Origin of the sequence: Curtobacterium sp. AG1037 (assembly GCF_003349855.1) — a bacterium.
Taxonomy (GTDB): domain Bacteria; phylum Actinomycetota; class Actinomycetes; order Actinomycetales; family Microbacteriaceae; genus Curtobacterium; species Curtobacterium citreum.
In genome coordinates this window covers 113,633-139,434 of record NZ_QQAO01000010.1, presented here as the reverse complement: position 1 = coordinate 139,434, position 25,802 = coordinate 113,633, and the positions used below count along the sequence as shown (strand labels likewise).

Genomic DNA, 25,802 nt, shown 5'->3' with positions numbered 1-25,802 from the left:
CGCGGGGGGCGCGCGTGTTTCTTCAACAAACACCCCCACCCCCCCCCCCCGGCCCCCCCCCCCCCCCCCCCCCCCCCCCCCCCCCCCCCCCCCCCCCCGCGCACGGCGGGGATTCCTGGGAGGTGACGACGCAGTGCCCCGACGCCCTCGGTCAGCACGAGTATCCCGATGCAAAGAGGAAGCGCCATACGGACCGGACGCCACTCCGCGCGATCCGGTCGACCGCACTGGCTTCTGTCAAAGTCACTGGCATCTCATCCTTGGTGATCACGGAGAGAATTCGTGCGCGGCAGGTCTGCCGCAGACAGTCCTGCTACCGATGACGGCGTCATCGACGGTCATCGGGGCAGCGGCTACGACGTGAGTTCCGGAACCGTAACGCATGGCCGCAACCGGCCCGTTCGGAGAACGATTCGCTCAACGAGAGCACCAGGGGCCCCGGCGTCGAGCCTCGCTGAACGCCTGAAGTGACGGAGGTCTTCCGTACAAACCGAGCCCGTCCCATCAGCGGAGGACGACTCGCCGACGTGACCTGGGATTAGCCTCCTTCACCACGGCTGATGTGGCGTTCGCGCATAGACGGTGTGTCACCCACTCCGGGAGGCAACGAGCTGACGAAGCCCGTTACGTCCAGCACCGAAAGCGAACTGCCCATGCCCACGTCCTTGAGCCGCCTGACCGCGGAATCGGAGACCCGCGAGCTCACCCAGAAGTATGCGGCTCTCCTCAAACCGGCTGAAGCCGCATCGTTCCTCCTCACGTCCGTCGGGACGCTCGCCCAGCGGCGCTACCTCCGCCGCGGTCCCGCGTACATCAAGGTCGGCCGCTCCGTGGCCTATCGCCTCGGTGACCTGCTCGACTATGTCGAGCAGACGCGCGTATCGCACAACGGAGTGGCTGCCTGATGGCCACGATCCGTGAATACGAGACGGCGAAGGGCAAGCGGTTCGAGGTCGGGTACACGATGCCGGACGGCGGAAGGACGCGGAAGCGTGGGTTTCGGACCAAGCGTGACGCGAAGGTCTGGTCCGCGGCGAACCTCATCGCAATGAGCAAGCCGAACTACCGCACTCAGTCCGACCTGTCGCAGAAGCTCGGCCCGTTCATCGACGAGTTCCTCGCTCGACGCGCGACGCTCGCCGCTACCACGGTCGCGAACCGTGCGGCCGTTGCGGGCAAGTGGATCACGCCGTACTGGAGCGAGACGTCCCTGGAGGCGCTCACGAAGAAGTCGGTGAGAGCCTGGGTGGAGTCCATCCACGCCGCCGGCGCCGGTGCGCAAACGATCCAGAAGGCGCACCAGATCCTAGGGGGCGTCCTCGAGGAGTGTGTCGAGCAGGGCCTACTGACCGGGAACCCGGCGCGAGGAGTCAAGCTGCCCACGGTGGTGACGCGCGAGCACGGTTACCTCAGCGCCCCGCAGGTCGCGCACCTCCTCGACGAAGCGCAGGAGCGCGACCGGATGCTCATCGCCTTCCTGGCGTTCTCAGGACTGCGGTTCGGCGAAGCCGCGGCTCTCACGTTCGCCGACCTCGACTTCGCGAACAACGTCGTGCACGTCCGCAGGTCCGCGACCGAGGTCAGGGGCGAGCTCGTGCTCGGTCCGCCCAAGAACGGCAAGGCTCGACAGGTTCCGGGAGTGCCGCAGGTCATGGAGCCGCTCCGACGACGCTCGGCAGGGCGTGAGGCACACGACCTCGTCTTCACCGGGCCGGGGGGGCGGCATGCTCAGGCTCTCGACCTGGCGGCGTCGAGTCTTCGCTCCAGCCGTCCGGCGTGCGATCGCAAGCTGGCCAACGAGCAACTTCGCGCGCGGAGCGGTCGTGCAGCACTTCCCGAAGCTCACCCCGCACGACCTGCGGCACACCGCCGCGAGCCTCGGGGTTTCCGCGGGCGCCACCGTGCCCCTCGTGCAGGGCATGCTCGGTCACGCCAAGCCGAGCATCACGCTCGATGTCTACACCGGACTCTTCCCGGCCGACTTCGACCCGCTAGTCACCAAGCTCGGCGACCTCGCCTCTGGAGCGGGCATCGCGGACCGGCTCTGACCGCCCTCTCCCCCTTCATCCTTCGCGCCGAGTGCCGGCCTGTTCGATTCGTCGACAGGCCGGCATTCGGCTTTCATGCTTGCTTCCAGTAGCTGACAGCACGGCTGCGCACCGCCCGCGGAGCATCGGAACCGAGCGACGCGCGCGCGGGAAGGACTCATGCGTCGGGTTCGACTTCCCGGATCATCCTTACTCGAAGGACACGTCTCGAGCGCTACCCGAAGAGCCCGTGCATCAGGTCGGGGACGCCTTGTCCTGCCGAACCGGACCGCCGCCCGGCGACGTCCTTGCGTCGAGCCAGGTAGTACCTGCCGTGCCTCGGCTGCGAGCACCAGGGCCTGATTCCATCGGGCTCTTTGCGACGTCGCTCGCATCACGGGCACGCGCCGACTGTCGCGCATCGACGACATGGTGCGATCAGGACGCGTCGATCGACCGGATCTCTTGACGCGTCGCCTACCCGACATCGGGCGAGACGTAGGGCGGTGGAAGCTTTCGCTGATCGTGCCAGAACCGTGCCACGGCACCTGATCCGAGCCTTGGGCAACGCGTGGAGAAACACGAAAACCCCCGGATTTCCGGGGGTTTTCGGCTGGTGGGCGATACTGGGATCGAACCAGTGACCTCTTCCGTGTCAGGGAAGCGCGCTACCGCTGCGCCAATCGCCCAGGGGAGTGTGGATCTGGAGGTGGGGACGGGATTCGAACCCGCGTGGACGGCTTTGCAGGCCGCTGCCTAGCCTCTCGGCCACCCCACCATCGAGGTTCACGTCTCCGTGAGTACCCGAACGGTGGGATACCCTCTGGTGAGTCGTGGTCGTCCGGAGACTCCCACACTCGAGCGGATGACGAGATTCGAACTCGCGACCCTCACCTTGGCAAGGTGATGCGCTACCACTGCGCCACATCCGCACTTCGAAGCGGCCCGAGGACCGCCCCTGTCTCTCCGCTGTCGCGGCGACGAGAAGAACTCTATACGAACCGGACGGCATCCGCCAAAATCCTCCCCGTTCACCGGGCGTGTCCCCCGTGTTCATGCGGATCCAGGCCGGTCCGACGCCATCCGCCGCCCTCGATGGAGCAGCGACCGTCGAGTCGGGAGCGGGAACCCGACGTCGTCTGCTCCATCGTTCACCGGTGAGCACCGGAGACGTCCCGCCGAGCACGCCGTCGAGCAGTGCAGCTGTGCCCGCGGCCGACCGCGCCACACCCGGGCGGCGGCACGTGTTCGGCACACCCTCCAACGTCCGCTACTATCGACAGGCACCCAAGTGCAGGGGGCGATTGGCGCAGTTGGTAGCGCGCTTCGTTCACACCGAAGAGGTCATCAGTTCGAGTCTGGTATCGCCCACGTGTCCATCTAGGGCCTGAAGAACACCACCAACGAAGAGCCCGGCGCAACAGCGTCGGGCTCTTCGTCTTCCCGCACCGAAAGACAGCAGCGCCCCATGACCGACGTCGACCTCGAGTTCGCCCGCGTCCGTGCGGTCCTCGACCGCCCGACGCTCCGGCTCATGTCCCGCCCGACGAGCGCCGCCGTCCTCGCCGTGTTCCGGACGGTGTTCGACCGCGACGTCCAGTACGTCCCCGCCGACCGCATGCACCTGCAGGTCGAGGAGCACGTCGCGCGTCTGCAGGCGACGGGCGCGCGCGTGCCCGCGAGCGACCAGACCTCGGGCGAGCCGACGGACACCACCGCGCGTCCGAACGGCCGTGCGCTCTGCCGCGACTGGGTGGCGGCGCAGTGGCTCGTGCGCTCGAACTCCCCCGACGGCGACGAGCAGTACTCCCTGACGAGCCACGCCCTCGAGGCCCTGAGCATGGTCGATGCACTGGCCGCCGACCGGGCCCTCATCAGCGAGAGCCGGCTCGCCATGATCGTCGACGCCGTGCACCGGTGGGCGGCGCGCGCCGAACCGGACCCCGACGTGCAGGTCCGACGGCTCGACGCGCAGATCGCCGAGCTGCAGGCCGAGCGGGACCGCCTGGCGAACGGCGACGAGGTCGCCACGGTCGACGACCACCGGATGCGCGACGGCTACACGAACATCTCCGACCTCATCCGGCAGCTGCCGAGCGACTTCAGGCGTGTCGAGGAGGCCGTCGCCGCGATGCACCGCTCGATCGTCGAGGACTTCCGGCAGGAGGTCCGCCCGATCGGCGAGATCCTCGACGACTACCTCGCCCGCACGGACGACCTCATGCAGGCGACGCCGGAGGGCCGCGCGTTCGAGGGCGCGTTCGAGCTCCTCCGCGACGACGCCCTGCTCCTGCGGCTCCGGGACGACATCGCCACGATCCTGGCCCACCCGTTCGCGGACACGCTCGGGTCCGGGGAGCGCCGGGCCTTCCGCAACACGGTCGGCATCCTCCGCCAGGGCATCGAGGACGTCCTCGCCCAGCGCCGGCAGCTCACCGCGACGTTGCGCGACCAGATCGTGGCACACGACGTCGTCCGGGACCGCGAGCTCGACGCCGTGCTCCGCTCCGTGAACCGCGGCCTGGCGTCGTGGATCGAGCAGGGCAGCGCCCGCGACCGCGTCCCGCTCGGCCTGCTCCCCGCGACGGCCGAGGTCGGCACGCTCCGCGAACGCTTCCACGACCCGGACAACGACGCCGTCCCGCCGCCCATCGAGGAGCCCGACGACGACGTCTTCGAGGAACTCGACGTCGAGAGCCTCCGTCGGCACGGCGGCCCGCTCCTGGCGGAACTCCGCGCGGCGCTCCGCGACGCCGCGGACAGCGCCGACGCCTTCCACGCGCTCCCGCCGGAGCAGCGCCGGCCGGTCGAGCTGTTCGGCCTGGCGCACCTGCTCACCGGGAACGACGACTTCGAGACCGCCACGCACGTGGTCCCGCACCGCACGGTGCGTCCCGACGGCGAGCCGGTCACCTTCCACATGCCCACGGCGTCCCTGACCGGCGCGCCGGCGGACACCCAGCACGACCACGACAACGGCCAGGAGGCACGGTGAGCGACACGACGACGGCTCCCGTCGACAGCGTGGACCGCGACGAGACGGACCTCGGCGTCGTCGACACGACCGGTGACGACGAACGCGACGAGACCACGTTCGCCCTCTTCGAGGGCGACGAGGGACGGCTCGACGAGCCGCAGCGGCGCGCGCTCGTCGCGCTGCTCCGCAGCACGTACGTCAGCGCCCGCACGCACGCCGACGAGTGGCGCGCGGTGCTGGACGGCGAGCACCAGCTCCGCTCGCGGCTGAACGACCTGTTCCTCGAACTGCACGTCGACCGGGACCGCGAGGTCGCCTGGAAGCGCCAGGCCCGCTCGGAGAGCCAGCGCCGGGCCTTCCCGACGCTGCTGCGCGACGTCCCGTACACGCGCGAGGAGACGATCGTCCTCGTCTACCTGCGGATGCGGCTGCGCGCCGACCCCCGCCCGGGCCTGGACCAGGTCGTCGTCGACCGGTCCGAGATCACCGGGCACGTCGCCGGGTTCCTCCCGCCGTCGACCGACCGCACCCGAGACGAGTCCCGCGTCGCGAAGGCGATCGACCGCCTGGTGACCGCCCGGGTCCTCGTGAGGACCTCCGACCCGGACCGCTTCCGGGTGGCCAGCGTCGTCGAGGTGCTCCTCCCCCTCGAGCAGCTCCGCGAGCTCGAGCACTGGCTGCGCGACGCGACCGCCGCCGGTGGCGAGCCGACGGACGGCGCCGGGACGAGCCTCCCGGCCGAGCCCACCGACACCGACGACGAAGGCGAGCCGAGCGCATGACCGACACCGCGACCGACCCCGCCGGCGTGCCCGCCTGGGGCATGGACGCGCTCTTCGAAACCGTCGCGCAGTGGCGTGCTGAGTCGATGCAGGTCGTCAACTGGGGCGGCTTCCACGGCCACCGGCACGTCGAGCTGTCCGGCACCGCGACGCTGATCTCCGGCGCCTCCGGCACCGGCAAGTCGACCCTGATGGACGCGTACCTGGCGGTCATGATGCCGTCGGACGTGCCGTTCAACGGCGCGTCGAACGACGCGACCACCGGGCGCGCCCGGAGCGCCGACCAGCGCAACCTGCTCACCTACCTGCGCGGCAAGGTCGACACGCGACGGGACCCGGAGACCGGCGCCCTGCGCGACGTCAACCTGCGCGGGGACGACCAGACCACGTGGGGCGCGGTCGCGGTGACGTTCCGGAACGACGACGAACGGCGCTTCACCGTGCTGCGGACCTACGTCGTGCCGAAGCGGGCGCGGGGCGTCGGCGACATCCAGATGACCATGGCGACGGTCGACGACACGTTCGACCTGCGCCGGCTCGAGGAGTTCGTGCCGTCCCGGTTCCACCACCTCGAGCTGACCAGCCGGGTGCCGGGGCTCGTGGTGCGGGACACCTACCAGGAGCTCGCGTACACGCTGCAGACCCGGCTCGGGATCGGCGACTCGGGCGGCGGCAACCGGGCGATGCGCCTGCTCGCCCGCATCCAGGCCGGCCAGCACCTGCCGACCGTCGACGCGCTGTACAAGTCCCTGGTGCTCGAGACGCCTGGGACGTACGACGCCGCCGACCGGGCGCTCGCGCACTTCTCCGCCCTGGACGAGGCCTACGAGGCGATGGACACCGAGGAGCGCAAGGTCCGCATCCTCGAGCCGATCGTCGACCTCCACGCCGAGATCGAGCGGTCCCGCGCGGCCGCGGCGGCACTGGACGGCATCGCCCCCGGCGCCGAGGTCTCCCCCTTCGCGCACTGGACGGCGTCCCGCAAGCGCGCCCTGCTCGACGCCGAGGTCGACCGGAACACCCGCGAGCGCACGGCGGCCCGCGCCGACGTCGCCGCGACCGAGGCCCGGCACGCGGCCGTCGAGATCGAGCTCCGCGAGGCCGAGGGGCGACTGCGCGACCAGGGCGGCAACGCGCTCGCGCAGCTCGAGGACCGCATCGACCGCGGCACGCGCGAGCGGGACACCATCGCCCGGACCCGGGCCACGTTCGAGGAGCGCACCGCGCCGCTCGGGCTGACGCTCGACACCGAGGCCGCGTTCGGCGCGGCGCAGCGGACCTCGCGGGAGTTCCTCGGCTCGGTCGCCCAGCAGCGCGTCGCCCTCGACGAGCGCCGCGACGCGCTGACCCGCGAGGAGTACCCGCTGCTCGACCGCGAGCGGACCCTGCGGCAGGAGCGGCAGTCGCTCGAGCACCGGCAGGGCGCGATGCCGCTGCCGATGCACGAGGCACGCCTGGCGATGGCGCGCGCGGCCGGGATCGACCCCGAGTCGCTGCCGTACGTCGCGGAGCTGCTCGACGTGCTCCCCGGCGAGGAGCAGTGGCGCACGGCGATCGAGTCCGTCCTGGCGCCCGTCGCCCGCACGCTCCTGGTCGACCAGGACCGGCTCGCCGACTTCAGCCAGGCGATCGACGCCCTGCGGCTGCCCGTCCGGGTGCAGTTCGAGGGCGTCCCGACCGGCCCGCACCTCGACCTCGACGGCGACCCCGCGATGGTCTCCGGCAAGCTCACCATCAAGGACTCCCCCTTCAGCACGTGGGTGCGGGAGCGCATCGAGTCGGACCGGATCGACGCTCGCTGCGTCGACACCGCCGCCGAGCTCGGTGGTGGCGGCCGGCGGGTCACCCCATCCGGCCAGCTCCGCGACGGCAAGCGCGGCGCGCACGGCGACCGCCGGCAGTCGAACGTCATCGGGTTCACGAACGAGGCCCGCGTGGCCGCGGTCGAGCAGGAGCTCGCGGCGATCGCGCAGGACCTCGCGACCCTCGAGGCCCGCCGGACCGACGTGGCCCAGGACCTCGCCGGGCTCGACGTCGTCCGCGCCGCCCACCAGCACCTGGTGGACGCGACGTGGGACGGCATCGACGTCGCCGGTGCGGACGAGTCGCTCGCGCGGCTCGACGCCGAGCGCCAGGCCCTGCTCGCCGCGGACGACGGCCTCCGCACGCTCCGCGAGTCCGTGGCCCGCCTCCGCCGGTCCCTGGACGAGGCTGCGGACCGACGCGCGAGCGCCCGGCAGCAGGTGACCCGGCTCGAGGAGCGCCACGCGGTGCTCGTCGACGGGCAGGACGCCGCCGCAGAGATCCTCGAGCGCTTCGAATCGGCACCGGGGAGCGTGCCGGACGACGCACAGGCACAGCTGCTGGCCGAGACGTTCGAGGAGGTCGGCGCCCCCGAGGGCATCGACGGCTTCGACGACGCCACCCGCCGCCTGCGCCGGCGACTCGAGGAGCGGCTCACCCAGGCGCTCGACGGGGCTGCGGCGGCCTCGAACGCCCTGACCGTGACGTTCCAGCGGTACCAGGACGCGTGGCCGGACCCGAACCTCGGCACCGCCGTCGCGTCGTGGCCGGACTACCACGCGATCCTCGAGGAGATCGTCGCCACCGGGCTGCACGCCCGGCGCACCGAGTGGCGTCGACGGCTGTCGCAGTGGAGCGGCGAGGACCTCGTCCCGCTCGCCGGGGCCTTCGACCGGGCGGTCGTCGAGATCGAGGAGCGGCTCGAACCCGTCAACGAGATCCTCCGCGAGCTGCCCTTCGGTGCGAACCGGGACCGTCTGAAGATCCAGATCCGCCGGGTCACGCGCGAGGACGTCACCGCGTTCCGCCGGGAGCTCCGCGCCCTGTCGGCCTCGGTCGACACCGAGCTGACCGACGACGTGCTCGAGACCCGCTTCCGACGGCTCCGCCGCTTCATGGCCGTCATCCGGCCGGAGCCGGGCGGGTCCCGTGGGCGCACGACGCAGCGCGACGCGGTGCTCGACGTCCGCCGGCACATGGAGATCACGGCCGTCCGGTACGACGTCGACGGCAACGACCTGGGCGTGTACTCCTCGCTCGGCGACAAGTCCGGCGGCGAGACGCAGGAGCTCGTGGCGTTCATCGTCGGGGCGGCCCTGCGCTACCAGCTCGGCGACGAGACCCGTCCGCGGCCCCGGTTCGCGCCGGTGTTCCTCGACGAGGCGTTCATCAAGGCGGACTCGGAGTTCGCGGGGCGGGCCGTGACGGCGTGGCTCCGACTCGGGTTCCAGCTCGTGGTGAGTGCGCCGCTCGACAAGGTCACCGCGCTCGAACCCTCGATGGAGCGGCTGCTGTCGATGCGGAAGCACCCCGACACGGGCCACTCGTCCATCACGGAGATCTCCCGGGCGTAGGCGCGGCGCAGGCGGGGCGAGGGGGCGGACGCGCGTGCCACATGTGGCACGCTCGCCGTCCCCCGCCGACACTTTGCGCCCACCGGGCAACACGCACGCGGCACGTCGTGCACGCTCGCGGAGCCGCGCTCGGGGTCCGGGGGCGTCCGGGCGCGACCGGGGCGTCCGAAGCGACCGGGGCGTCCGGGGCGTTCGGGGCGTCCGGGGCGTCCGGGGACGCACGGTACGGTGAGCGGGTGTTCGGACGACGACCTCCCCGCCCCCGGCCCGACGACGCCTCAGGCGACGGGAGCCGCTACGGGAGCGGGAGCGGCATCGGGATCGGCGCCCTCGTCCGGGTCGTCCCGTCGGAGCGCGGCGGGGACCGCTGGGTCGGCGAGCCCGTCGGGGTCGTCGTGGCGCCGGGCGGGAACCAGCTCGGCGGCGTCCAGCGCACGTGGGTGGTCGCCTTCGACGAGCCCGTACACACCGAGGACGGCCGCGGCCCGTTCGAGCGCGCGACCGTCCTGGGTCGTCAACTGGTGCCGGTCGAACCGGCGGAGTGACCCCGGGCCGCGACGGGTCCCGGGGCGGCGAGCGGCCTAGTACTCCTCGGAGCCGCTCTTCATCATCGCGGCGACGGCCATGCAGAAGCCGATGCCCCCGAGGACGCCGATGCCGATGATGACGCCTGCGATGAGTTCGAGCATGGTGGACTCCTGTGGTGACGGGGTCGGGCTGGTCCGCTCCAGGTTACCGGATGCCCCGCATGGCCTTCAGCACCGGCTTCGCGAGCAGGAGCAGCACGACACCCACGACGACCGCCACCAGGCCGAGCACGGTGAAGTAGGGGGCCTCGTCCGTCGGGTCGTAGTAGGCCGACAGGACACCGGTGACCGCGGTGCCGAGCGACACCGAGAGGAAGAACAGCGCGACCATCTGCGTCTGGAACTTCGGCGGCGCGAGCTTCGTCGCGACGGACTGCCCGACGGGTGAGAGCAGCAGCTCGGCGAGCGTGAAGACGAGCAGGATCGCGACGAGGGCCACGAGCGGCGTGCCGTTCTCCCCGGTGCCGACGAAGGGCAGGAACAGCAGGAACGCGATGCCCATGATGCCCGTGCCGAGCGCGAACTTCGTCGGGGTCGAGGGCTGTCGGGCACCGAGCTTCGTCCACATCGCCGCGAAGACGCCGGAGAGCACGATGATGAACACCGGGTTGATCGACTGGATCCACGAGACCGGCATCGTCCAGTCGAAGAACGACCGGTCCAAGCGCTGGTCGGAGTACACCGTGACGACGGTGAACTGCTGCTGGTACAGCGACCAGAACACCGCGCTCGCGATGAACAGCGGGATGAAGGCGACGACGCGGGACCGCTCGTCGGCGGTGAGTCCGCTCGACAGGATCACGACGAAGTAGGCGATCGTCGCGACGACCACGACGGCGACCACGACGGTCGGCAGGTTCCGCACGGTCAGGAACCCCGTCAGGACGGACACCACGACGAGCACGAGCACGACGGCGACGATCCCGCCGAGCAGGGGCAGCCGACGACGGTCGACCGGGTTCGTGACGTGCCGGACGGCGTCCGGGAGCTTCGGACGGCGGATCGCGTACTGCACGAGCCCCGCGGCCATGCCGATCGCCGCGAGTCCGAAGCCGAAGTGGAAGCCGAGGGTGCTCTGCAGCAACCCGGTGAGCAGCGGGCCGGCGAACGCGCCGAGGTTCACGCCGAGGTAGTACAGCGAGAAGCCGGCGTCGCGCCGGGGGTCGTCGCGGCTGTACAGCCCGCCGACGATGGTGGTCGCGGTCGCCTTGAGGCCACCGGACCCGAGCGCGATGAGCACCAGGCCGATCCCGACCCCGGCGACCCCCGGGACGAGCGCCAGTGCCACGTGCCCGGCCATCACGACGATCGCGCTGCCGAACAGGGTCCGGTCCGCACCCGCGAGCCGGTCGGCGACCCACGCCCCCACGATGGTGAACAGGTACACCGCGCCGCCGTAGGCGCCCATGATGCCGGTGGCGATTCCCTCGCTGATGCCGAGGCCGCCCTGCGACGCCGTGTAGTACATGTACAGGAGGACGATCCCCTGCATGCCGTAGAACGAGAACCGTTCCCAGAGCTCGACCGCGAACGGTGTGGACAGCTCGAACGGCTGCCCGAAGAAGGTGCGCTTGTGCTCCCGGGAGTCGGGTGCGGTGGTGCTGGACATCCGTCCACTGTGCCCCGCGCTCGCGACGACGGCCGAATCGAGCAGGGGTGCGAACAAAATCCCTCCGGCGCGTTTTGGAGGGTTCCCACCACGCGCGCGCCGGGCAGCGCGACGGTCTTGTGCGGCGGACACGGCGTTCACGCGACTGTCGGTCGCGGTGCCTAGCGTGGGTTCTGCAACACGGACAGAGCAGTTCAGGAAGGCTCCACGCATGGTCGACACCGCACCCGCACGCCCCAGCTCGACGACCGCAGCCCCGGCGACCGAGGCCCCGAACGCCAGCGCCGCCGGCGACCCGGCGGCCGGCACCCCGGTCGGCTCGACGGACACCGACGTCCGCATCGACACGACGCTCCTCGGCGAGCTCCTGCTCGGACGGTGGGCCGAGGACCGCCGTATCTCCCGTCGACTGACGAAGGACCCCGCGGTGCACAAGATCGAGGGCCAGCCGGTCCCCGAGCACCGTGCCCGTGCGCTCGAGCAGCTCCGCATCCTGGTCGACGCCGGCGCGATCCAGCGTCCGTACCCGCTCGAGTTCGGCGGGCAGGAGAACCACGGCGGCAACCTCGCTGCGTTCGAGGAGCTGACCACCGCCGACCCGTCGCTCCAGATCAAGGCCGGCGTGCAGTGGGGACTGTTCGGCTCGGCCGTGCACCACCTGGGCACCGAGCGGAACCACCGCGAGTTCCTGCCGGGGATCATCCGCTTCGACGTGCCCGGCTGCTTCGCCATGACGGAGACCGGGCACGGCTCGGACGTCCAGAGCATCGCGACGACGGCGACCTACGACCCGGCGACGCAGGAGTTCGAGATCCACACGCCGTTCCGCGGTGCGTGGAAGGACTACATCGGCAACGCAGCCCTGCACGGCAGAGCAGCCGTCGTGTTCGCGAAGCTCGTCACCGCGGGCGTCGACCACGGCGTGCACGCCTTCTACGTGCCGCTCCGCGACGTCGAGGGCGCCTTCCTGCCCGGCGTCGGCGGCGAGGACGACGGCGTCAAGGGCGGCCTGAACGGCATCGACAACGGCCGGCTCTGGTTCGACCACGTCCGGGTCCCCCGCACGAACCTGCTCAACCGGTACGGCGACGTCGCCGAGGACGGCACGTACAGCTCCCCCATCGCCTCGCCCGGACGCCGCTTCTTCACGATGCTCGGCACCCTCGTGCAGGGTCGGGTCTCGCTCGACGGTGCGGCCGTGGTCGCGCAGAAGATCGGGCTGCAGATCGCCCTGACCTACGCGATGGAGCGTCGGCAGTTCCCGACCGGCGGCGGTGACGAGGGCGTGCTGCTCGACTACGGCCGACACCAGCGTCGCCTGATCCCCCGGCTCGCGACGGTGTTCGCGCAGTCGTTCGCGCACGAGAAGCTCCTGCGCACGTTCGACGACGTGTTCAGCGGGCGCGAGGACACCCCGCAGCGCCGCGAGGACCTGGAGACCCAGGCCGCGGCGTTCAAGTCGATGTCGACCTGGTCGGCGCTCGAGACCCTGCAGGAGTGCCGCGAGGCCTGCGGTGGCGCCGGGTTCCTCGCCGAGAACCGCCTCACCGGTCTCCGCGCCGACCTCGACGTCTACGTGACGTTCGAGGGCGACAACACGATCCTGCTGCAGCTCGTCGGCAAGCGGCTCCTCACCGACTTCCGCGCCCGCGCCCCGCGCGACCCGGCGTCGACGGCCCGCTTCGTCGCCGCCCAGGCGGCCGCGAAGCTCGCCGACGCGTCCGGCCTGCGCCGGCTCGGGCAGACCGTCGCCGACCGCGGCTCGCTCGCGGCCTCCGTCACCGACCTGCAGGACCCCCGGACGCAGCGCGAGCTGCTCCAGGGCCGCGTCGACACGATGGTGACCGAGATCGGACTGCGGCTCGCCTCGGCCGGCAAGGACCGAGCGAAGGCGGCGAAGCTCCTGAACCGCTCGCAGCACGAGCTGATCGAGGCGGCGAAGGCGCACGCGGAGCTCATGCAGTGGGAGGCGTTCACGGACGCGATCGAGGAGGTCGCCCCCGGCGACACCCGACGCACGCTGGTCTGGCTGCGCGACCTGTTCGCCCTCGGGCTGCTCGAGCAGCACCTGGACTGGTACCTGCTGCACGGTCGGCTGTCGGCCCAGCGCGGTCGCGCGGTGTCGGCCTACGTCGACCGACTCGTCGCGCGCATCCGACCGATCGTCCCGCAGCTGATCGAGTCGTTCGGCTACGAGCCGGAGCACGTCCGGGCGCCGATCGCCCTCGGCGAGGAGCGTGCCCGGCAGGAGGAGGCAGCGGCGTGGTTCGCGGCCGAGGCCGCCGCCGGACGCCTGCCCGAGCAGGAGAAGAAGCCCCGGCCGTAGCGAGCCGCAGCCAGGGCAGGTGGCGGGGTCCCAGCCGGAGCCGCAGGAGCGCCGGGCCTCGGTCGGGGTCCGGCGCAGAACGCCCCGGTCGGGGTCCGGCGCGGAGCGCCCCGGCGCGAGGTCCGGCGCAGAACGCCTCAGTCGGGGTCCGGCGCGGTGCGCCCCAGCGCCGCCCGCAGCCGCGCCTCGGCGTCGTCCGGCCCCGCGGCACCGGCGGACGCGGCGGCAGCCGCCGCCTCGGCGTTCGCCTCGGTCACGGCGCGCACGACCTCCTCGCGTTGGATCTTCACCCCGCGCGGTGCGTCGATGCCGATCCGCACGCCGTCCCCGCGACTGTCGAGCACCGTGATGACGACGTCGTCACCGACGAGGATCCGCTCGCCGACCTTCCGCGTGAGTACCAGCACCCCGTCAGCCTAGCGACAGGACCGGGACCCCCAACCGGTGCACGGACTCCGGCGTGGCGGTCTCCCCCGCGCCGATCGCCACGATCCCCGCGACGGGCGTGCGCGACGCCACCGCCGACACCATCGCCACGGTGTCCTCGTGCTTCCGGCCGACGTCGACGACGACCCACACCTGATCCGGCGCGAGGCCCTCGGTCGTCGCGACGTCGTCCCACGCGGCGACGCCGAGCAGCGCGTGCCCGGCCTGCACGCCGGCGGCCCGGGCGAGGATGCCGGCCCGCCGGTCGGCGGCGTCGGTCGGCTGGAGCGCGTGCCGCGTCGCGAAGACGCCGGCCGCTGCGTCGACGTCGGTCGGTCGGCCGACCAGCAGGACCAGGTCGCCGTCGGCGGACCGCACCGCCGGCACGACGGGGGCCGACAGGACCGGTGGCACCGCGCCTCCAGGCTGGTCGCCGACACCGTCCTGGAGGCGCGACCCGCCCCCGTCGACCAGGCCCGCGTCCGGCTCGGGGCCGGCCCCAGCAGGTCCGCGCACCGGCACCGGCACGGGCACGGGCACGGATGCATCCGCTGGCACGGATGCGGGCACGGATGCCGGCACGGACGCAGCCGCAGCCCCGCGCGGTGCGATCCCGTCCGCGACGAACCCGTCGAGCACCGACGCGAACGCGTCGGCCCGCGCCGTCGCGGTGCCGTCGGAGCGGGCGGTGCGGTCCTCGGCCGCCTCGGCGTCGGCGAGGAGCGCGGCGATGCCGACCCGCACGACCGGACCGTCCGCGATCGCGACCCGCGCGACGGGCGGGGTGGTCGGGTCGGCGACCTCGACGACCGCCTCGACGTGGGCGCGGCGGAACAGCCCGCCGATGCCGGCGGACGTGACGCGCTCGGCGGAGACGATGCGGGCGCTGGTGCCGAACTCGGCGCGGACGGCCTCGCGGACCGCCTCGAGCGTCGGGCCCCTACGCAGCGATCGGATCGGCGGCACGGACCACCCCCACGGTCTCGATGGTGGAGCCCGCGGCGGTGGCCTCCTGGTACGACAGCACCGGCAGGCCGTTCGCCTGGGCGGAGACCATGCGGTGCACGGCCGGGCGGAGCTGCGGGGCGCACACCAGGACGGCGGAGAGCCCCTGTTCCTCGACCGAGCGCACGGCGTCGCGGAGGGACCCGAGGACCTGCTCGATGCGGTGCGCGTCGAGCACGATCTGGGTGCCCTGCTCGGACGGCCGGAGCCCCTCGAGCATCGACTGCTCCAGGAGCGGGTCGATCATGATCACCCGGAGCGTGCCGTCCTCGGCGTAGCGCGCGGGCAGGGCCGGACCGAGGGCGGCGCGGGCCGCCTCGACGAGTCCCTCGGGGTCCGTCGAGACCTTGGCCCGGAGGGTGAGCGCCTCGCAGATCCGGCCGAGGTCGTTGATCGGGACACGCTCGGACAGCAGGCCCTGGAGCACGCGCTGCACCTCGGCGAGCGAGAGCATGCCGGGGACGAGCTCCTCGACCGCGGCCGGGTTCACCTGCTTGACGCCCTCGGTGAGGACCTTGACGTCCTCGCGCGTGAGCAGCCGTGCGGCGTTGTCCCCGATCACGGCCTGCAGGTGGGTGACGAGCACGGAGACCCGGTCGATCACGGTCGCCCCGGTCATCTCCGCCGCGTGCCGGAGCTCGGCGGGGACCCACTTGCCGGCGAGCCCGAACACCGGCTCGACCGTCACCGCGCCGGGGAGTCCGTCCAGCTGGTCGCCGAGCGCGAGGACGCTCCGCGCGGGCGCGGTCCCCCGCCCGGCTTCGACGCCGGCGATCCGGATGGCGTAGGTCGCCGGCGGCAGGTCGATGCTGTCCCGCGTCCGGACCGGGGGCACGACGATCCCCATGTCGACGGCGATCTTCCGGCGGAGCGCGCGGACCCGGCCGAGCAGGTCGTCCGAGGCGCCGGACACCATGTCGACCAGGTCGGGGGCGAGCAGGATCTCGAGGGCGTGCACGCGCATCTGCTCGAGCAGGTCCTCGGGGCTGTCCGACGTGGGCGCCGCGGCCTCGAGCGCCTGCTGCTGCTCGGCGGCCTGCTCCTCGCGCTTCGCCTGCCGGGCGAGCCGCCAGCCGGCGAACAGCAGGCCGGCGCCGATGAGCAGGAACGGGAGGATCGGCATGCCGGGGATGAAGCCCATCGCGATCGCGGCGACCCCGGCGATCATGAGCGCGTTGCGGGACTGGGTCAGCTGCTTCGTCGCCGAGGCGCCGATCTCGGTCTCCGCGCCGGACCGGGTCACGATCATGCCCGTCGAGACCGCCATCAGGAGCGCCGGGATCTGCGTGACGAGCCCGTCGCCGATCGTCAGGATGCCGTACTTCGACAGGGCGTCGGTGATCGAGAGGCCGTTCTGCAGCATGCCGATCGCGATGCCGCCGATGAGGTTGATGACGATGATCAGGATGCCCGCGATCGCGTCGCCCTTGACGAACTTCGATGCGCCGTCCATCGCACCGTAGAAGTCGGCCTCGGCGGAGACGGCCGCGCGGCGCTCCTTCGCCTCGGCGTCCGTGATGAGCCCGGCGTTCAGGTCGGCGTCGATCGCCATCTGCTTGCCCGGCATGGCGTCGAGGGTGAACCGCGCCCCGACCTCGGCGACGCGCTCGGCGCCCTTCGTGACGACGACGAACTGGATCACCACGAGGATGAGGAACACGACCGCGCCGATGATCACCGACCCGGAGACCGCGACGTGGCCGAACGCCTGGATGACGTCGCCGGCGAACCCCTCGCCGAGCACGAGCCGGGTGGACGCGACGTTCAGGCCGAGCCGGAACAGCGTCGCGACGAGCAGCAGCGAGGGGAACACCGAGAAGTCGAGCGGCTTCTTCACGAACAGCGTCGTGAGCAGGATCACGAGCGCCAGCAGGATGTTGCAGATGATGAGCACGTCGAGCAGGAACGACGGCACCGGCAGGATCAGGAGCAGGACGATCCCGACGATGAAGACGGGGACGGCGAGCTTCGGCAGGTCCTTGCGGTTCATGCGGGAACCCCTTGCGGATCGGAGGTCGCGGACGACGACGGGCTGGGTGCCGCGTCGGCGGCGGGACGGGACGGGCGGAGCCGGCGCGGACGCAGGTCGCCGCTGAGGGTGGCGGGGTCGAGGACGGCGGCGACCTCGGCCGGGGTGGTCGGACGGGGTGCGGCGTGCGTGCCCGCCGCGGCACCGCGGGCCTTGAGGGCCATCACGAACGACAGGACGCGGGCGACGGGCGTGTAGAGGTCGACCGGGACCTCCTGCCCGAGCTCGCACGCGGCGTGCAGCGCCCGGGTGAGCGGGACGTCGCGGACGATCGGTACCCGGGCCTCCTCGGCCCTGGCGCGGATGACGTCGGCGACCGGCCCGGCACCCTTCGCGGTCACCCGTGGAGCGGACTTCCCCGGTTCGTAGCGGAGCGCGACCGCGTAGTGGGTCGGGTTCGTCATGACGACGTCGGCGTCCCCGATCGCGGCGACCATCCGGTTCCGGCTCATCGCCAGCTGGCGGGAGCGTCGCTGCGACTTCACGAGGGGGTCGCCCTCGCTGTGCTTCGACTCGTCCTTGACCTCCTGCTTGGTCATCATGGTGCGCTTCCGGTTGCGCCGGACAACCACGAAGACGTCGACCGCGGCGAGGAGCAGCCCCGCGGCGACGGCGGCGCGCAGGAGCGTCCCGGTGCCGGCCGCGGCGGCGTCGAGCACCGCGGACAGCGGCAGCGAGCCGCTCGTCATGAGCACGGGCACGAGCGACTGCACGGCGAACCAGAGCACGAGCCCGACGACCGCGGTCTTGAGCAGCGCCTTCACCCCGTTCCAGAGCGCCTGCACGCCGAACACCCGCTTGATCCCGGCGACCGGGTCGAAGTGGTCCGGCTGCGGGGTCATCCGACGGAAGTGCACCCCGCCCTGCGCGACGGACACCGCCGCGACGGCGACCGCGACGACGCCGAGCATCGGGCCGAGCGTCGCCCCGATCGAGGCGAACGCGTCGACGAGCGCCTGCCGCGCCGTGGCGGTCGTGGGGTCGGCGATCACCCGCTGCACGACGTGCAGCTGCTCCTGCCCGGCCGAGGCGGCACTGCCGATCGCGGCGGGCATCATGAGCGCCGCCGTCGCGATCCCGACCCAGGCGCCGAGGTCCTGCGACCGGCCGAGCTGCCCCTTCCGGTGCACCTCCTGCATGCGCTTCTGGGTGGCCCGCTCGGACCGTTCCCCGCTGCCGCCGTCGGACACGCCGTCACCCCCGTCCGGTGATCGCGGCGACGGCGTCCCCGGTGAGGGACGACACCACCGCGGGCAGGGCCATGAAGAGCGCGCCGGCGAACACGACGGTCAGCCCGATCTTGATCGGGAAGCCCATCTGGAAGGCGTTCAGCGCGGGTGCGACCCGGGTGAGCAGCCCGAGTCCGACGTCCGCCAGGAAGAGCACGACGACGAGCGGGCCGGCGATCTGCAGCGCCGCGAGGAACATCTGCGACATCGCGGTGACGAGCAGCGCCGCGAGTGACCCGACCGCGAAGGTGCCGGGTGCACCGTCGGTGCCGACGAGGGGCACCGCGTCGAACGACCGGACGAGTCCGCCGACGATGGGCTGGTAGCCCCCGCTGGCGAACAGGAGCGCGAGGGACGCCATCTGGAACAGCCGGGTGAACTGCGCGCCGTTCACCTGGGACTGCGGGTCGAACGCCTGCGCGAGGGTGAACCCTCCGAACAGGTCGATGAGCGCACCGGCGGACTGCACGGCGGCGAAGACGAGGAACACCAGGAACCCGAGCCCGAGCCCCACCGCGAGCTGGGTGAGGAGGGCGAGGAGGAACGCCCCGGTGTCCGCCTGCACGTACCCGGCGCCGACGTGCGGCGCGAGGCCGATCGCCAGGGCGAGCCCGAGGACGACCTTGATCGTCGCCGGGAACGCCCGGTACGAGAACGGCGGCGCGATGACGAAGAACGCCACGAGCCGCACCCCGGCGAGCATCGTGGCCTCGAGCCGCGCGCCGTCGACGACGAGGTCCATCAGCCGGTCCCGAGCAGCTTCGGGATCATGTCGAACGCGACGTGCGTGAAGGCCACCATCTCCGAGATCATCCAGTTGCCGCAGACGACCAGGGCGATCGCGACGGCGACGGCCTTCGGCACGAACGAGAGCGTGACCTCCTGGATCTGGGTCACGGACTGGAACAGCGAGATCGCGAACCCGACGACGAGCGAGGTCACGAGGACCGGGGCGGCGAGCTTCGCCGACACCAGGAGCGCCTGGAGTGTGAGGTCGATGACGGCCTGCTGGTTCATCAGTGCACCACCTGGTAGCTCTGGATGAGCGACTGGATGATGAGCCCCCACCCGTCGACGAGCACGAACAGCAGGATCTTGAACGGCAGCGAGATCATCACCGGCGGGAGCATCATCATGCCCATCGACATGAGCGCCGCGGACACGACGAGGTCGATCACCAGGAACGGGATGAAGATGACGAACCCGATGATGAACGCGCTGCGGAGCTCGGAGATCACGAACGCCGGGATCACGGTCGTCATCGGGACGGCGTCCATGTCCTTCGGGTTGGCCTGTCCGGCCGCGCGGGTGATGAGCGCGACGTCCTCCTCGCGCGTCTGGTGCAGCATGAACGTGCGGAGCGGCTTCGTCCCGACCTCGACCGCCGTCGCGAAGTCGACGTGCCCCGCCAGGTACGGCTGCAGGGCGTCGTCGTTGATGTGCCCGAGCACCGGTGCCATCACGAAGAGCGACAGGAAGAGCGCGAGTCCGGCGAGGACCTGGTTCGGCGGGATGCCCTGGAGCGCGAGGGCATTCCGGGTCATCGCGAGGACCACGAAGATCTTCGTGAACGACGTCATCATGAGCAGCAGCGCCGGGGCGACGCTGAGGAGCGTGATGCCGAGGAGCGTCACCACGGCCGACGACGGGCTGCCGTCCGGACCGTTCACGCTGACGCTGAAGTCCCCGGTCGCGGGCGGGGTGGGCGTCGCGGGAGCGCTCGGCTGGACGACCCCGGCGGCGTGCGCGCCGGTCGGGTCCAGGAGCAGCAGGCCGGCGAGCACCGCCGCGCCGAGCAGGACGAGCGTGACGAGGCGGCCGACGCGTGCGGCGGTCACCCGGCCCGCCGGTCGCGGAGCGCGGCCGCGGCCTGCCGCCACGTGTCGGCGGACAGGATCGAACCGTGCAGCTGACGGTTGGTCGGCACGACGGTGCGCTGCGGACGTCGGTTGCGCGGACGCATGGGCAGCGGCGCCGTCACCTCGGTCGTGTCGGCCGCTCCGACCGGGAGGATCGTGGCGGAGTCGTCCTGCTGCTCCAGCTCGGCGCGGAACCGGTCGGCGGACGTGACGATCGCGAGCTCGGGCTCCGGCGCGGGTGCCTGTCCGCTCGTGAGCAGCGCGACCCCGTGCTCGGACACGCCGAGGACGAGGCGCTCCCCCTCGACGTCGACCACGACGACACTCGCCTTGCCCCCGATGCCGGTGCGCCCGACGACCTCGACGGACGCGGCGCGGCGGCCGCGGGCCTTCGGACGGCCGAGCTGCCCCTTCGACACGCGGCGGTGCAGCACCCACATCAGGGCGAGCACGACGCCGAGCGACAGGGCGACGCGGAGGACGATGACCAGTGTGTCCACGGCCGGGCTCAGACGCTCTCGGCGACGTCGAGGATCTTCGTGATGCGGACCGCGTAGTCCTGGTCGACGACGACGACCTCGCCGTGCGCGATGAGCCGACCGTTCAGCAGGACGTCCGCGGGGGCCCCGGCGCTGCGGTCGAGCTCGACGACGGCGCCCGGTTCCATGCCGAGGACGTCGCGGACGGACATGCGCGTGCGGCCGATCTCGACCGTCAGCGTCATCTCGACGTTGTTGATCCGGCCGAGGTTCCCGGTCGGCAGGGCGGGCGTGGCGGCCGGGGCCGAGACGGTGCCGTTCTCGCGGACGCGGAGGCCGAACCACCCGCCGGCGACGCCGCCGGCGGTCAGTGCGAACACGACGGTCTCCGGGTCGGCGAACAGCGACGCGGCCGACTCGCGGCGGGCCTCGCCGAGGACCCCGACGCCGAGGACCCCGGCGGCGGCCTCGAGGGACGGGCGGAGGACGTCGGTGACCGCGACGATCCCGTGGTCGGTGCCGCCGGCGGCGACCACGGCCTCCAGGTCGGTGAGCACCAGGGCCAGGTCGGCCGACAGGCCGCCGACGAAGGACGCGACCACCGCGTCGGCCGCCGCTTCGAGCACGACCGCGGGCGCGCCTCCAGGCTGTGCCACCGCGGACAGGGGGGCCGCCGTCGGGAGCTGCGCCGCGAGCGACTCGGCGGCTGCGGTGTGGAGGGTGGTCGTGGTCATGCGTGCTGCTCCGTGGTGGTCGTGACGACGATGCCGGCGAGACGCGAACCGTTCGCGCCGACGGCGGCCGTGCCGACGGGCTCGCCGTCGACGGCGATGGTGAGGGGGCGGTGCTGCGGGTGCGGCAGCGGCAGGACGTCGCCGACCGCGAGGCCGAGGACCCGGGCGGGGAGCACGGTGGCCGGCGCGAAGCGCAGGCTGACGCCGACCGGGACCGCTGCGAGCTGCGCGTCGAGCAGGGCCTTCGCGTCGGCGGCGGTGACGCTCGAGGTGTCCTCGCCGAGCTGCGGCAGGAGCGCCTCGGCCGGCAGTGCGAGGGTCCCCGGTGCGACGCGGTCGCCGACGCGGATCGCGAACGAGGCGACGATCATCAGGTCGCCCTTCTGCGCGGCCTGGGCGAACTGGCTGTTGAACTGGAAGCCGCCGGTCACGACCTCGTGTGTGAGGAGCCCGCCGAACGAGTAGCGCAGGTCGTCGAGGGCGTCCTCGACGATCTTCCGCACGAGGGCCTGCTCGATCGGGGTGAAGGTGCGGTCGGGGGTCGGCAGCGGCTTCGAGGCGCCGAGGGCGTGCGACACCCAGGTCAGGGCGGCGTCGAGCGGCACCTGCAAGACGCCCTTCGGCGCGATGCCGGCGATCGGCAGGAGCACCATGCCGGTCAGGGCCGGCAGCGACGCGGCGTACTCGTCGTACGTCGTCATCTCGACCTGCTCGCAGGTGACCTGGCTGACCGCGCGGACCTTGGCGGTCAGCTGCGTGCCCCACTGCCGGGCGAAGGTCTCGAAGGCGAGCTCGAGGACCCTGGCGTGCTCGCGGGCGAGCGTCGACGGGCGCGCGAAGTCGTACACCTCGGGCGCTGGCAGGGTCTCGGTCACGGGTGCGTCTGTCGGCCGCCGGCGGGCGCGCGTCAGTGCTGGCCCCCGGACTGGGGCCGGTGGGGCGCGTGCGCCTCGTCGGTTGCCATCCCGCTGTGCCGCTGCGCCGGGGCGCTCCGGCATGTGTTCGCTCGTCGTGTGTCAGCCGGCGGCGCGTGCTCCGTCCTGCGCGGTCGCGAGCGCGGGCATCAGGCTGCTGACGTCCTGGTCCGCGTTCGACAGCACGACGATGTCGACGCGGCGGTTCAGCGCGAGGTCGGCGTCCGAGTCGCCCTTCGCGAGCGGGCGGCTCGACCCGAAGCCGACGCTCTGCACGTGCTCGCCGGGCATCCCGCCACGTTCGACCAGGTCGCGGAGCACGCCCGTCGCCCGGGCGGCGCTGAGCTCCCAGTTCGTGGCGTACGGCGCGGTCGAGTTCCGCTGGTCGGCGTGCCCCTCGACGCTCACGTCGTGGTTGCTCGTCCGCAGGACCGGCGCGATGGCGTCCATGATCCGCCGCGCCTGGTCGGAGAGGTCGGCGCTGTTCGTGCCGAAGTAGGTCTCGCTGCCGATCAGCCGGACCGTGAGCCCGCGCGCGTCGACCGTGAACTGCACGTTCGCCTGCTCGCCGGCCTTGTCCAGGTTGCCCTGGATCGCCGACTCGATCGCCTTCAGGTCGTCGAGCTCGTGCTGCGCGGCGGCCAGGTCGGCCTTCGACGCGACCGGCGGGACCACCGTGGACGCGGGGTCGACGTTGGTGTCCTTCGCGCCGGAGGCCGCGGTGGAGTGCTCGGCCTTCGACTTGTCGGTCGCGTAGCCCTTGCCGTCCTTCGTGACCTGCGACTTCGACACGACCGTGCCGGACGCCGTGTCGATCTTGTCGGACTTGACCTCGCCGAAGCCGGTCGCGAGCGAGGTCTTCAGCGCGATGAACTTCTGCTGGTCGACCGACGACATCGCGAACAGGACGAGGAACATGCACATCAGGACGGTGATCATGTCCATGTAGGACGCCATCCACCGCTCGTCGGGGTGCTCGGCCTCGTCGTGGCCGCCGCGCTTCCGACCGCGTCCGCGGCCCCGGGGGTTCGCGCTCACGGTCAGGCCGCCAGCTGCTGGTCGTCGACGTCCGCCGACGCCCGGCCCTTCGCGCCCTTGCCGCCCTTCGCGTCACCGCGGGCGGTCGGCGGGACCATCGCGGTCAGGCGTTCACCGAGCAGGCGGGGCTGGCTGCCGGCCTGCACGGCGAGCAGCCCCTCCATCAGGAGGGTCTGGCGGTCCGACTCGAGCTGCGCGAGCTTCTTGAGCTTGCCGCCGAACGGGAGCCACAGGAAGTTCGCGGTGAGCAGGCCCCAGAGCGTCGCGACGAACGCGCTCGCGATGAGCGGACCGAGCTCGTCCGGTTTGCCGAGGTTCGCGAGGACGTGGGTGAGCGACACCACCGTGCCGATGATGCCGACCGTCGGCGCGAAGCCGCCGAGGCCCATGAAGAACGCGCTCGCGCTCCGCAGCGGTGCGGCGTTCGACTCGATCTCGTCCTCGAGCAGGATCCGGAGCTCGTCCCCGTCGGTGCCGTCGGCGATGTTCTGCAGCGCCTTCTTCATGAACGGGTCGTCGTGCTTGTCGGCCTCCTGCTCGAGCGCGAGCAGACCGTTCGAGCGGGCGGTCTCGGCGAGCCCGACGACGTCGTCGATGACGGCCTGCGGCGGCGTGACCTTGCCCGTGAACGCCTTCGGCACCGCTTTGAACGCGGCGATCGCGTCCTTCAGGGTGGTGCTGGCGATGCCGCAGCCGATCGTCGCGCCGAACACGAGCAGCATCGGGGCGGGCAGGAACAGTCCGGCGAGCTCGACGTGCTCCATCTGCGCCATGCCGAACAGGGCGCCGAAGGCGACGAGGATGCCGACGATGGTCGCGATGTCCACGTCAGCGCCCCCCGTCCGCGCGAGCGTCGGTCGATCTGCTCGGCAGGGCCGCGACGGGTGCAAGGGAGTGGGGACCGCCCGAGTTCTGGACGGACTGCGCGTCGGTGCCGTACGCCATCCCGACGATCCGGGCGCGGTAAGCGGCGACGAGGTCGATCACCTCGGTCATGGACTCGCGGACGATGTACTTCGCCCCGTCGACCATGATGAGGGTCGTGTCCGGCGTCTCCTGGATGCGCTCCACGAGGTCCGGGTTGACAGCGAATGCGCTGCCGTTGAGTCGTGTGACGACGATCATGGCCCGTCCTGGTTCTCGATCGTCCCGCCGCCGTCCGTGGGGCGGGATGCAGGCCCGTCCGTGGTCCTGCACCGGTGGCTATCGGCGGGGCGCCGGACCTCGTTAGCCTGGCGCCGTGACCATCGAGTCCGATCTGCTGGCCGGCCCGCGTGGCCGCCGCTTCTGCTGGGAACTCGTCCGGGCGACCGGCCACCCGCAGGAGGGCGACAGCACGCTGTTCTGGGCCGAGTACCACCTGGCGCGACGACGCGGGGCAGGGGTCGTCCTGTTCGGGCCGGGTTCGGACCAGCCGGCACCCGAACCGTCCGCGCACGAGGTCGCACGGGCCCACGACGCCCTGCTCGACGCTGCACACGTCGACGCCGCCTCGGTCGACGACGTGCTGCGCGCACTGGCCCGGACCGCCGACTCCGCCATGTGGTGGCAGGCGCCGGACGAGCAGGACGCGCTCCTCGCGGACGCGGTCCCGGAGGAGACGACCGCTCGGGCCGTCCGAGCGGTCAGCGCGACGGCAGCAGTCCGCACGGTGTTCACCGCCCCGAGCGATCCGCGGTGGTGGACGGTCGAACCGGAGCGACCGTGGGCAGCGGAGTACCCGGATCCGGTCCGTCCCCCGTCGGCGACCGTGGCGCTGCGGGATGCGCACCGGGCACTGCTCGACGAGCAGCTCAGCGAGGCAGGCTCGGCGGATTCCGGAGAGTGGTGGACCACTCCGCCGTCCGCGCTCCGGACGACGACGCACCGGGTCGGCGACCGCGGTCCCCTGGCGCTCTGGGCGGTCGAGGACCACACGGGCTGGGAACGCGCGGACGTCGCCGCCGTCGAGGTCGACCCGGCCGCGCGTGTCTTCGAGGTCGACGACGCGGACGACTGGGCAGTGCTCTGCCGTCGGTTCCCGATCGACGTCACCGGCACGACCCGGCAGCACGACTGGGGGCGCGCCACGGGGCGCCAGGGTGCCTGGGTCGTCCCGGACTGGAACGCGGTGGCGGACCACTTCGACGCCGTGCACCTGACGCTGCGCGGCTGGTTGCGCGCCTCGGGTGTGGCCGTCCAGGTCGACGACCGGACCGCGAGCGTCATCGCCGGGTGGACACCGGACCAGGCGGTGTGGCTGCGCGACCCCCAACCGATGCCCGGACCGGCGAGCCGGTGGGAGTTCGACCGCGAGCACGACGGCTGGGTCACCGCCTGAGTTCTCATGGACGAGTTATTCCCGATCGGTTCCTGCGAATCAGCCTCGTGATGTCCCCTGTTTTATCTCATGACCGTGTTAGCG

At 72.1% G+C, this 25,802-nt stretch carries 22 protein-coding genes, 4 tRNA genes and 1 pseudogene; 10 read left to right on the top strand and 17 right to left on the bottom strand.

Features of this window, described 5'->3' with window-relative positions; all coding sequences use genetic code 11:
* The first annotated feature begins 665 nt into the window (after positions 1-665).
* The 3 genes and pseudogenes from DEU32_RS14145 (at position 666) to DEU32_RS17280 (ending at position 2,048) form a co-directional block, all read left to right on the top strand.
* A complete protein-coding gene (locus DEU32_RS14145; protein ID WP_208738905.1) occupies positions 666-905 on the top strand; it encodes a hypothetical protein in 240 nt (79 codons plus the stop codon).
* A pseudogene (locus DEU32_RS17575) lies at positions 905-1,702 on the top strand (tyrosine-type recombinase/integrase); the annotation flags it as partial. The gene DEU32_RS14145 and the pseudogene DEU32_RS17575, both read left to right, overlap by 1 nt.
* A 22-nt stretch (positions 1,703-1,724) precedes the next feature.
* Positions 1,725-2,048 (top strand): tyrosine-type recombinase/integrase, encoded by a 324-nt coding sequence (locus DEU32_RS17280; RefSeq protein WP_114851108.1) that lies wholly within the window; start codon positions 1,725-1,727, stop codon positions 2,046-2,048.
* Between the two features lie 593 nt (positions 2,049-2,641).
* On the opposite strand, the gene DEU32_RS14130 is transcribed toward DEU32_RS17280, so the two are convergent.
* The 3 genes from DEU32_RS14130 to DEU32_RS14120 all read right to left on the bottom strand — a co-directional run bounded on the left by DEU32_RS14130 (position 2,642) and on the right by DEU32_RS14120 (position 2,959).
* Positions 2,642-2,716: transfer RNA gene (locus DEU32_RS14130), tRNA-Val, on the bottom strand.
* 15 nt (positions 2,717-2,731) lie between these two features.
* Positions 2,732-2,805, bottom strand: a tRNA-Cys gene (locus tag DEU32_RS14125).
* A gap of 82 nt (positions 2,806-2,887) precedes the next feature.
* Positions 2,888-2,959, bottom strand: a tRNA-Gly gene (locus DEU32_RS14120).
* 366 nt (positions 2,960-3,325) lie between these two features.
* On the opposite strand from DEU32_RS14120, the gene DEU32_RS14115 reads away from it, so the two are divergent.
* The 5 genes from DEU32_RS14115 to DEU32_RS14095 all read left to right on the top strand — a co-directional run bounded on the left by DEU32_RS14115 (position 3,326) and on the right by DEU32_RS14095 (position 9,708).
* A tRNA-Val gene (locus DEU32_RS14115) sits at positions 3,326-3,398 on the top strand.
* A gap of 97 nt (positions 3,399-3,495) precedes the next feature.
* A complete protein-coding gene (locus DEU32_RS14110; RefSeq protein ID WP_114851107.1) occupies positions 3,496-5,022 on the top strand; it encodes a DUF3375 family protein in 1,527 nt (508 codons plus the stop codon).
* Entirely contained in the window at positions 5,019-5,786 is a 768-nt protein-coding gene (locus DEU32_RS14105) for a DUF4194 domain-containing protein (RefSeq protein ID WP_114851106.1), read from the top strand. Before DEU32_RS14110 ends, DEU32_RS14105 begins: the two co-directional genes overlap by 4 nt.
* A complete protein-coding gene (locus DEU32_RS14100) occupies positions 5,783-9,163 on the top strand; it encodes an ATP-binding protein (protein ID WP_114851105.1) in 3,381 nt (1,126 codons plus the stop codon). Before DEU32_RS14105 ends, DEU32_RS14100 begins: the two co-directional genes overlap by 4 nt.
* A 236-nt stretch (positions 9,164-9,399) precedes the next feature.
* Positions 9,400-9,708, top strand: coding sequence for a hypothetical protein (locus DEU32_RS14095; RefSeq protein ID WP_114851104.1), 309 nt, complete (start codon positions 9,400-9,402; stop codon positions 9,706-9,708).
* Positions 9,709-9,895: 187 nt separating this feature from the next.
* Here DEU32_RS14095 and DEU32_RS14090 read toward each other — a convergent pair whose 3' ends face one another.
* Positions 9,896-11,359 carry a peptide MFS transporter gene (locus DEU32_RS14090; protein WP_058740410.1) on the bottom strand — a complete coding sequence of 488 codons (1,464 nt, stop codon included), beginning with the start codon at positions 11,357-11,359 and terminating at the stop codon, positions 9,896-9,898.
* Between the two features lie 211 nt (positions 11,360-11,570).
* Here DEU32_RS14090 and DEU32_RS14085 point away from each other — a divergent pair, with 211 nt between their 5' ends.
* Complete coding sequence (locus DEU32_RS14085; protein ID WP_114851103.1) at positions 11,571-13,685, top strand: acyl-CoA dehydrogenase; 2,115 nt, start codon at positions 11,571-11,573, stop codon at positions 13,683-13,685.
* 137 nt (positions 13,686-13,822) lie between these two features.
* On the opposite strand, the gene csrA is transcribed toward DEU32_RS14085, so the two are convergent.
* From csrA to DEU32_RS14020, 13 genes are all read right to left on the bottom strand, one after another.
* Positions 13,823-14,092, bottom strand: a complete 270-nt coding sequence (csrA, locus tag DEU32_RS14080) for a carbon storage regulator CsrA (RefSeq protein ID WP_058740408.1) — start codon at positions 14,090-14,092, stop codon at positions 13,823-13,825.
* A 4-nt stretch (positions 14,093-14,096) separates the two neighbouring features.
* Positions 14,097-15,077: a hypothetical protein gene (locus tag DEU32_RS14075; RefSeq protein WP_114851102.1), complete on the bottom strand. Its 981-nt coding sequence runs from the start codon at positions 15,075-15,077 to the stop codon at positions 14,097-14,099.
* Positions 15,052-17,106, bottom strand: coding sequence for a flagellar biosynthesis protein FlhA (locus DEU32_RS14070; RefSeq protein WP_114851101.1), 2,055 nt, complete (start codon positions 17,104-17,106; stop codon positions 15,052-15,054). The genes DEU32_RS14075 and DEU32_RS14070 overlap by 26 nt, the downstream gene beginning before the upstream one ends.
* Positions 17,103-18,335, bottom strand: a complete 1,233-nt coding sequence (locus tag DEU32_RS14065; protein ID WP_114851100.1) for a flagellar biosynthesis protein FlhB — start codon at positions 18,333-18,335, stop codon at positions 17,103-17,105. Before DEU32_RS14065 ends, DEU32_RS14070 begins: the two co-directional genes overlap by 4 nt.
* 4 nt (positions 18,336-18,339) lie before the next feature.
* Complete coding sequence (locus tag DEU32_RS14060) at positions 18,340-19,116, bottom strand: flagellar biosynthetic protein FliR (RefSeq protein WP_114851099.1); 777 nt, start codon at positions 19,114-19,116, stop codon at positions 18,340-18,342.
* Positions 19,116-19,391, bottom strand: coding sequence for a flagellar biosynthesis protein FliQ (fliQ, locus tag DEU32_RS14055; RefSeq protein WP_058740403.1), 276 nt, complete (start codon positions 19,389-19,391; stop codon positions 19,116-19,118). The genes DEU32_RS14060 and fliQ overlap by 1 nt, the downstream gene beginning before the upstream one ends.
* The gene (gene fliP, locus DEU32_RS14050) at positions 19,391-20,212 is read right to left on the bottom strand and encodes a flagellar type III secretion system pore protein FliP (protein WP_114851118.1); all 822 of its coding nucleotides are present in this window, start codon (positions 20,210-20,212) and stop codon (positions 19,391-19,393) included. Before fliP ends, fliQ begins: the two co-directional genes overlap by 1 nt.
* The gene (locus DEU32_RS14045; RefSeq protein ID WP_114851098.1) at positions 20,209-20,733 is read right to left on the bottom strand and encodes a flagellar biosynthetic protein FliO; all 525 of its coding nucleotides are present in this window, start codon (positions 20,731-20,733) and stop codon (positions 20,209-20,211) included. The genes fliP and DEU32_RS14045 overlap by 4 nt, the downstream gene beginning before the upstream one ends.
* An 8-nt stretch (positions 20,734-20,741) precedes the next feature.
* Positions 20,742-21,446, bottom strand: a complete 705-nt coding sequence (gene fliN, locus DEU32_RS14040; RefSeq protein WP_114851097.1) for a flagellar motor switch protein FliN — start codon at positions 21,444-21,446, stop codon at positions 20,742-20,744.
* Complete coding sequence (locus tag DEU32_RS14035; RefSeq protein ID WP_114851096.1) at positions 21,443-22,321, bottom strand: flagellar motor switch protein FliM; 879 nt, start codon at positions 22,319-22,321, stop codon at positions 21,443-21,445. Before DEU32_RS14035 ends, fliN begins: the two co-directional genes overlap by 4 nt.
* Positions 22,322-22,462: 141 nt before the next feature.
* Positions 22,463-23,398 carry a flagellar motor protein MotB gene (locus tag DEU32_RS14030; protein ID WP_114851095.1) on the bottom strand — a complete coding sequence of 312 codons (936 nt, stop codon included), beginning with the start codon at positions 23,396-23,398 and terminating at the stop codon, positions 22,463-22,465.
* A 2-nt stretch (positions 23,399-23,400) separates the two neighbouring features.
* Positions 23,401-24,225, bottom strand: coding sequence for a motility protein A (locus tag DEU32_RS14025; protein ID WP_058740398.1), 825 nt, complete (start codon positions 24,223-24,225; stop codon positions 23,401-23,403).
* A gap of 1 nt (position 24,226) precedes the next feature.
* On the bottom strand, positions 24,227-24,523 hold the full coding sequence (locus DEU32_RS14020; protein ID WP_114851094.1) for a flagellar FlbD family protein: 297 nt from the start codon (positions 24,521-24,523) through the stop codon (positions 24,227-24,229).
* Positions 24,524-24,638: 115 nt separating this feature from the next.
* Here DEU32_RS14020 and DEU32_RS14015 point away from each other — a divergent pair, with 115 nt between their 5' ends.
* A complete protein-coding gene (locus DEU32_RS14015) occupies positions 24,639-25,718 on the top strand; it encodes a hypothetical protein (protein WP_114851093.1) in 1,080 nt (359 codons plus the stop codon).
* The last annotated feature ends 84 nt before the right edge of the window (positions 25,719-25,802 follow it).